This is a genomic window from Streptomyces oryzae (assembly GCF_017676365.1).
Classification (GTDB): Bacteria; Actinomycetota; Actinomycetes; order Streptomycetales; family Streptomycetaceae; genus Streptomyces; species Streptomyces oryzae.
Genome location: NZ_JADKMA010000284.1, coordinates 1 through 6,718, shown reverse-complemented (window position 1 = coordinate 6,718; position 6,718 = coordinate 1). Strand labels below are relative to the sequence as shown.

Annotated in this window: 6 protein-coding genes and 2 pseudogenes; 2 read left to right on the top strand and 6 right to left on the bottom strand. The window is 71.1% G+C overall.

All coding sequences use genetic code 11. The features are described 5' to 3' along the window. A pseudogene (locus ITI46_RS32410) lies at positions 1–484 on the top strand (DUF2637 domain-containing protein); the annotation flags it as partial. 161 nt (positions 485–645) lie between these two features. Here the strand turns inward: ITI46_RS32410 and lysS are convergent. Next, complete coding sequence (gene lysS / locus ITI46_RS32405) at positions 646–2,382, bottom strand: lysine--tRNA ligase (RefSeq protein WP_209243521.1); 1,737 nt, start codon at positions 2,380–2,382, stop codon at positions 646–648. A 161-nt stretch (positions 2,383–2,543) separates the two neighbouring features. On the opposite strand from lysS, the gene argS reads away from it, so the two are divergent. Beyond that, entirely contained in the window at positions 2,544–4,331 is a 1,788-nt protein-coding gene (argS, locus tag ITI46_RS32400) for an arginine--tRNA ligase (protein WP_209243520.1), read from the top strand. Positions 4,332–4,370: 39 nt separating this feature from the next. Here argS and ITI46_RS32395 read toward each other — a convergent pair whose 3' ends face one another. From ITI46_RS32395 to ITI46_RS32375, 5 genes and pseudogenes are all read right to left on the bottom strand, one after another. Then, positions 4,371–4,937 (bottom strand): GAF domain-containing protein, encoded by a 567-nt coding sequence (locus ITI46_RS32395; RefSeq protein WP_209243519.1) that lies wholly within the window; start codon positions 4,935–4,937, stop codon positions 4,371–4,373. Beyond that, a complete protein-coding gene (locus ITI46_RS32390; RefSeq protein ID WP_209243518.1) occupies positions 4,918–5,544 on the bottom strand; it encodes a GTP-binding protein in 627 nt (208 codons plus the stop codon). The genes ITI46_RS32395 and ITI46_RS32390 overlap by 20 nt, the downstream gene beginning before the upstream one ends. Then, a complete protein-coding gene (locus ITI46_RS32385; protein WP_209243517.1) occupies positions 5,522–5,941 on the bottom strand; it encodes a DUF742 domain-containing protein in 420 nt (139 codons plus the stop codon). The genes ITI46_RS32390 and ITI46_RS32385 overlap by 23 nt, the downstream gene beginning before the upstream one ends. After that, positions 5,938–6,360, bottom strand: a complete 423-nt coding sequence (locus tag ITI46_RS32380; protein WP_209243516.1) for a roadblock/LC7 domain-containing protein — start codon at positions 6,358–6,360, stop codon at positions 5,938–5,940. Before ITI46_RS32380 ends, ITI46_RS32385 begins: the two co-directional genes overlap by 4 nt. 15 nt (positions 6,361–6,375) lie before the next feature. Next, positions 6,376–6,718, bottom strand: a pseudogene (locus tag ITI46_RS32375) (ATP-binding protein); the annotation flags it as partial.

Genomic DNA, 6,718 nt, shown 5'->3' with positions numbered 1-6,718 from the left:
CGAACCAACCCCCGAACCAACCCCCGAACCGGAACCAACCCCCGAGCCGGTGGCCGCACAGGACCCCGCGGTCCCCGAACCGGAACCCGAGCCCGCACCACAACCTGAACCCGGGCAACCCCCGTACTCTGCCACGGAGTTCCCCGTCCCCGTAGCCCCGGGCCGCTACCGCACCCTGGCCAACCCGGCACCCTCCCAGCCGGAAGCGGAACCCCAACCGGAGTACCCGGCCGCGCCCGACCCCGGCGACGAGCCCATCAACATCCCGGACGGAGTGCCGCGCGAGGAGTTCTACTTCTCGGCGTACCGCCAATACGTCGCCTCGCACGGCCAGTTCCCCACGGCACGCCAGCTCGCCCGTGCCCTGAATGAGGGACACGGAATCACCACAGCGGACGGCAGCCTGCTGAGCGAGACCTATCTCGGCGGCTATATGCGCGAGTTCAAGGACCGCTACAACACGGAGATGGGCCTGGCCGGCTGATCAGCGCCCCGAAAGGGCGCGCCCCGAAAGGGGCGCGGGGCTGTACTGATGTGCGGCTCCGCCGCGCGGGCGCGCGCAACCAACAACCACCGGCAGCCTGCGGCGGCGAGCCCTGGGCAGCCTCCAGCCCAGCGCCCCGGGACGGCGCAAGCCGAACCGCGTCAGGCCCCCAGCAACTTCCGCACCCGGTCCGCCCCGACGGCCAGCAGCAGCGTGGGCAGCCGGGGCCCGGTGTCGCGGCCGACCAGCAGGCGGTAGACCAGCGCGAAGAAGCCGCGCTGAGCGGCCTTCATCTCCGCCGTCGGCTTCGCGTCCGGCGCGAAGCCGGCCCGCACCTTGGGCACTCCGTACACCAGCGAGGTCAGCCCCTCCAGCGACCAGTGCTCGTCCAGCCCGTCGAGCAGCAGCCGCAGCGACTCGCGCTGCTCCTCGTCCAGCGAGGCCAGCAGCTCGGTGTCGGGCTCCTCGCGGACGCGGGTGCGCTGGTCGGCCGGGACCTGGGTGTTGATCCAGCGCTGCGCGCGGTCCAGCCGCGGGCGGACCTCGTCCAGCGAGTGCACCGGGTGTTCCGGGTCCAGCTCGCTGAGGATGCGCAGGGTCTGCTCCTCGTGGCCGCCGGTGATGTCGGTGACCGAGGCCAGTGTGCGGTACGGCAGCGGGCGCGGCGTGATCGTCAGCGGGCCCAGCGCGGTGGACGAGGCGCGGGTGTGCGCCGCGATGTCGGCGGACTGCGCCGAACCGTCGGCGATCTTGCGGACGAGCGCGTCCCACTCGTCGTAGGTGCGCTGGATCTCCTGGTCGAAGGCGACCTTGAAGGACTGGTTCGGCTTGCGGCGGGCGTACATCCAGCGCAGCAGCGGCGCCTCCATGATCTGGAGCGCGTCGGCCGGGGTGGGCACGCCGCCCTTGGAAGAGGACATCTTCGCCATGCCGCTGATGCCCACGAAGGCGTACATCGGGCCGATGGGCTGCTCGGCGCCGAAGATCTCCTTGACCAGCTGCCCGCCGACGACGAACGAAGAGCCTGGCGACTGGTGGTCGACGCCGGACGGCTCGAAGACCACGCCCTCGTACGCCCAGCGCATCGGCCAGTCGACCTTCCACACCAGCTTGCCGTGGTCGAAGGTGCGCAGCTCCACCGTCTCGCCGTGCCCGCACTGGCAGACGTAGGACAGCTCGGTGGTCTCGTCGTCGTACCCGGTGACGGTCGTCAGGTCACGGCCGCAGGCGGTGCAGTAGGGCTTGTACGGGTAGTAGGCGGAGCCCGCGCCGGCGCCCGAACCGTCGTCCTCGGCAGCGGCGCCGGAGCCCTCCGCGGCCTGCACCTCCGCCTCGTCCGCGGGCTTCTGCTGCTTCTTGCCGCCCTTCGCGCCCTTCTCCAGCGTCCGGTAGCGGTCGAGCACGGCGTCGATACGGGCGCGCTCGCGCATCGCGAAGAGGATCTGCTCGCGGTAGGCGCCCGAGGTGTACTGCTCGGTCTGGCTGATGCCCCGGTACTGCACCCCGAGCTCCAGCAGGGACGCTTCCATGGCGGCCCTGAAGTGCTCGCCCCAGCTGGCGTACGGGCTGCCGGGCGGCGCGGGGACGGAGGTGAGCGGGCGGCCGATGTGCTCGTTCCAGGACTCGTCCACGCCCTCGACACCGGCCGGGACCTTGCGGAACCGGTCGTAGTCGTCCCAGGACAGGATGTGTTCGCAGGCGATGCCCCGGCGCTTGATCTCGTCGGCGACCAGGTGCGGCACCATCACCTCGCGCAGATTGCCCAGGTGGATCGGGCCCGAGGGACTGAGGCCGGACGCGCAGACGACTGCTTTGCCGGGCGCGCGGCGCTCCGCTTCGGCGATGACCTCATCGGCGATACGGGAGACCCAGTCGGCCTCGTGAGTGGTCTGAGCCACGGTCCGGCACTTCCTTCTCGTCGCGTGCTTGCAAGCCTGCGGCCCCATTGTCCCACTGGTGCCACGGCGGCTGCCCACCCATATATGCGGGGCAGTCGACCTGCCGTGCATGGGATACTGGGCACCGCATCCAGCCACCCCGACGGAACGGTCAGCACTCCATGGCTACGGTTCACTCGCTCGCCGCTACGGTCCACCAGCGCGTCTCGGACGCCCTCTCGGCTGCACTGCCGGAGGCCGCCTCCGCCGACCCGCTGCTGCGACGCAGCGACCGGGCGGACTTCCAGGCCAACGGGATGCTCGCGCTGGCCAAGAAGCTGAAGGGCAACCCGCGGGAGCTGGCCGCCAAGGTCACCGAGGCGCTGCCGGCCCAGGACGAGAACGCGGTGATCGCGAACATCGAAGTCTCGGGCCCCGGCTTCCTCAACATCACCGTCGCCGACGAGGCGATCATGAAAAACCTGGTCGCCCGCCGGCAGGACGAGCGCCTGGGCGTCCCGTACAAGGACGACCCGGGCACGACGGTGATCGACTACTCGCAGCCGAACGTCGCCAAGGAGATGCACGTCGGGCACCTGCGCTCCACGGTGATCGGCGACGCGGTCGTGCACCTGCTGGAGCACCGCGGCGAGAAGGTCGTCCGGCGCCACCACATCGGCGACTGGGGCACCAACTTCGGCATGCTCATCCAGTATCTGATCGAGCATCCGCACGAGCTGGACCACGAGTCGGACGCGGCGGGCGCCAAGGACGCGGGCGAGGCCGCGATGGCCCGGCTCAACCGGCTCTACAAGTCCTCCCGCGCCCTCTTCGACTCCGACGAGGACTTCAAGTCCCGGGCCCGCGACCGGGTGCCCGCGCTGCAGAGCGGCGACCCGGAGACGCTGGCCCTCTGGCACAAGATCGTCGACGAGTCGAAGACGTATTTCCAGGGCGTCTACGACGAGCTGGACGTGGAGATCCGGGACCCGGACATCGTCGGCGAGAGCGCCTACAACGACGACCTCCAGCAGGTCGTCAAGGACTTGGAGGAGTCCGGAGTCGCCGTGCGCTCCGAGGGCGCGCTGTGTGTGTTCTTCGAGGACGTCAAGGGCCCGGACGGCACCCCCACGCCGCTGATCGTGCAGAAGTCCAACGGCGGCTTCGGCTACGCCGCCACCGACCTGGCCGCCATCCGCAACCGGATCGGCGAGCTGAAGGCCGACACCCTGCTGTATGTGGTCGACGCCCGGCAGTCGCTGCACTTCCGGATGGTCTTCGAGACGGCACAGCGCGCGGGCTGGCTGCCCGAGGGCGCGGCACGGCAGCTGCCGTTCGGCACCGTGCTGGGCAAGGACGGCAAGCCGTTCAAGACCCGTGAGGGCGAGACGGTGCGGCTGGTGGACCTGCTGGACGAGGCGGTGGACCGCGCGGCGGCCGTCGTACGCGAGAAGGCCGCCACCGGCGACGGCGAGGTGACCGAGGAGGAGATCCAGCGGCGCGCCAAGCAGGTGGGCATCGGCGCGGTCAAGTACGCCGACCTGTCCAACTCGATGATGCGGGACTACGTCTTCGACCTGGACCGGATGGTCTCCCTCCAGGGCGACACCAGCGTCTACCTCCAGTACGCCTACGCGCGGGTCCGCTCAATCTTCCGTAAAGCGGGGGAGCTGAAGCCGGTGCCGCACCCGGAGCTGGAGCTGGCCCCCGCCGAGCGGGCGCTGGCCCTGCACCTGGACGCGTTCGCTGACACGCTGGTGGCCGCGGCCGACGAGTACGAGCCGCACAAGGTCACGGCGTATCTGTACGAACTGGCCACGCTCTACAGCCGGTTCTTCGAGAACTGCCCGGTGCTCAAGGCGGACACGAAGGAGCAGACAGAGAACCGGCTGTTCCTGTGCGACCTGACGGCCGAGGTGCTGCACCAGGGCCTGGCACTGCTGGGCATCCGCACCCCCGAGCGGCTCTGACAGCCGCAGCGCGCTGACCGGTCGGGCGGAGCCGGCCCGTCAGCCGGCCCCGTCCCGGCCCAGGATCTCCTGCTGGAGGTCCTGGGCCATCTGCTTGATGGTGCGCAGCCCCTGCTGCCCCCACTGGCGTGGCCGCTGGTCGACCACGCAGACCGTGCCCAGTGCCATGCCCGACGGGTCCAGCAGCGGCGCCCCCAGGTAGGAGGTGATCCCCACCTCGTCCACCACGGGGTTGACCGCGAACCGGGCGAAGTCGCGGACGTCCTCCAGCACCAGCGCGGTGCGCCGCGCCACCACGTGCACGCAGAATCCGTGGTCGCGGGCCATCACCCGGCCCACGCCGCCGTTGGGGTCGACCGGGCCCCTCTCGGGGTCCATGGTCGAGTCGTACAGCCCGGAGAAGAACTGCCGCTCCTCGTCGATGAAGTTGACCATCGCGAACGGCGCGTCGGTGACCCGCGCCAGCTCGCGGGCGAACGCGTCGAACTCCGGGGCCGGCGCGTCACCGACCCCCAGTTCCTTCAGCCGGGCCACCCGCGCCGGTGCCTCGGTGTCCTGGGGGGTCAGCAGCAGCCGGGCCGTCAGGTCAAGCGGTGCGGACGACATGCGCACTCCTCGGGTCGATCAGGTGCTGGATGAGAGAGATGAGGACCCCGGTGGCGGACTCGGGCTTCCGCGCGTCGCACAGCACCACGGGTACGCCCTCGCCGAGGTCGATCGCGGCCCGCACCTCGTCGGGGGTGTAGCGGTAGGAGCCGTCGAACTCGTTGACGGCCAGCACGAATCGGATGCCGCGCCGCTCGAAGTAGTCGACCGCGGGGAAGCAGTGCTCCAGCCGCCGGGTGTCGGCGAGCACCACAGCGCCCAGCGCCCCTGCGGACAGTTCGTCCCACATGAACCAGAACCGGTCCTGGCCCGGGGTGCCGAAGAGGTAGAGCACATAGCCGGTCTCGAAGGTGATCCGGCCGAAGTCCATCGCCACCGTCGTCGTGGACTTCCGCTCGACCCCTTCCAGACTGTCCGTCGCCGCGCTGACCTGCGTCAGCAGCTCCTCGGTGCTCAGCGGTTCGATCTCGCTGGCGGCCCCCACGAAGGTGGTCTTGCCGACCCCGAACCCCCCGGCCACGATGATCTTCAGCGCGGTCGGAAAGGCGTCGGACGCGGCCCCGGCGGGGTCGGATGAAGAGGGATCAGAGTCTTCTACGGAGCCCATCCAGCACCGCCTCCAGCAGTTCTCGGTCGTTCGGTTCCGGGCCCTCCTGAAGATGGATGGGCCCCCTGGTGGTGACGGCGCCGCAGTCCACCAGGTCGGACAGCACCACCTTGGTGACGGCGGCGGGCTGCCGGATGGTCGCGGCGATCTCGGCGACGGACATCGGACCGTCGCACAGCCGGAGCACCTGGGCGTGCTCGGGGCCCAGATAGCCGTCCGGACGCACCCCGGTGGCCCGCACCAGCGTCAACAGGTCCAGCGGAGCCGAGGGCTTGGTGCGGCCCTCGCTGACGGTGTACGGGCGGACCAGCCGGCCCGCGTCGTCGTCCAGCCACGGCCCGTCGCCGGAGCCGGGCCCGATGGGGTCGGGGGGTACGGGGCCCGGAGGTGCCGTCATTCGCCGCTGGGCTGCCGCGCGGGCGTGACCAGATACGGGCGGACGCTCTTGACCAGCATCGCCATCTCGTAGCCCAGCACTCCCGCGTCCGCCTCGCCCCCGGCGAACACGGCCAGGCAGGCACCCTGGCCCGCGGTGGTGACGAACAACAGCGAACTGTCCAGCTCCACCACGACCTGCCGGACGCTGTCCCCGTCGGCGAACCGCACCCCCGCGCTGCGGCCCAGCGAGTACAGCCCCGAGGCGAGCGCGGCCATATGGTCGGCGGTGTCGGGCTCCAGCCCGTGCGCGGCCTTGACCAGTCCGTCAGCCGACAGCAGGAGGGCGCTGCGGGCGTGCGGTACGCGCTCCACGAGCCCGGTCAACAGCCAGGACAGATCCGCCGCCGTCCCCCGCTTCGTGGGTGCTTCGCTCATCATTTTCGGTTCGTCCTCCTAGTGGGGGCTGCCGCCCTGGTGGGGAGAGCTGTCGCCGTCCTGCGGGGGCCGCGTCCCGCCGCCGTGCTCTTCGGCCTCGGCACGGCCGACCCCGCGCTGGAATGCGGCCATGAGCCCGGGATTGTGCACGGGTTCCTCGTCGCCCCCGCCGTCACGGGCCCTCGGCGCCTCCCGCAGCTCCGGAACGATGTGCTCCTGCTTCCGCCGCCGCGGCAGCTGCGGCCGCCCCGCGACGTCGGCTTCGCGGGGTTCGGGGATACGGCGCTCCGGTGGTCCGGCGATCGGGGCTCCCGGCCCGGGGCCGGGGACGGCCGGGGGCGGTGCGGGGGCTGGTGATGCG

Coding starts and splice junctions, on each gene's coding strand:
- argS (WP_209243520.1), top strand. CDS start 2,544: ATGGCTACGGTTCACTCGCTCGCCGCTACGGTCCACCAGCGCGTCTCG.
- ITI46_RS32395 (WP_209243519.1), bottom strand. CDS start 4,937: ATGTCGTCCGCACCGCTTGACCTGACGGCCCGGCTGCTGCTGACCCCC.
- ITI46_RS32390 (WP_209243518.1), bottom strand. CDS start 5,544: ATGGGCTCCGTAGAAGACTCTGATCCCTCTTCATCCGACCCCGCCGGG.
- ITI46_RS32385 (WP_209243517.1), bottom strand. CDS start 5,941: ATGACGGCACCTCCGGGCCCCGTACCCCCCGACCCCATCGGGCCCGGC.
- ITI46_RS32380 (WP_209243516.1), bottom strand. CDS start 6,360: ATGATGAGCGAAGCACCCACGAAGCGGGGGACGGCGGCGGATCTGTCC.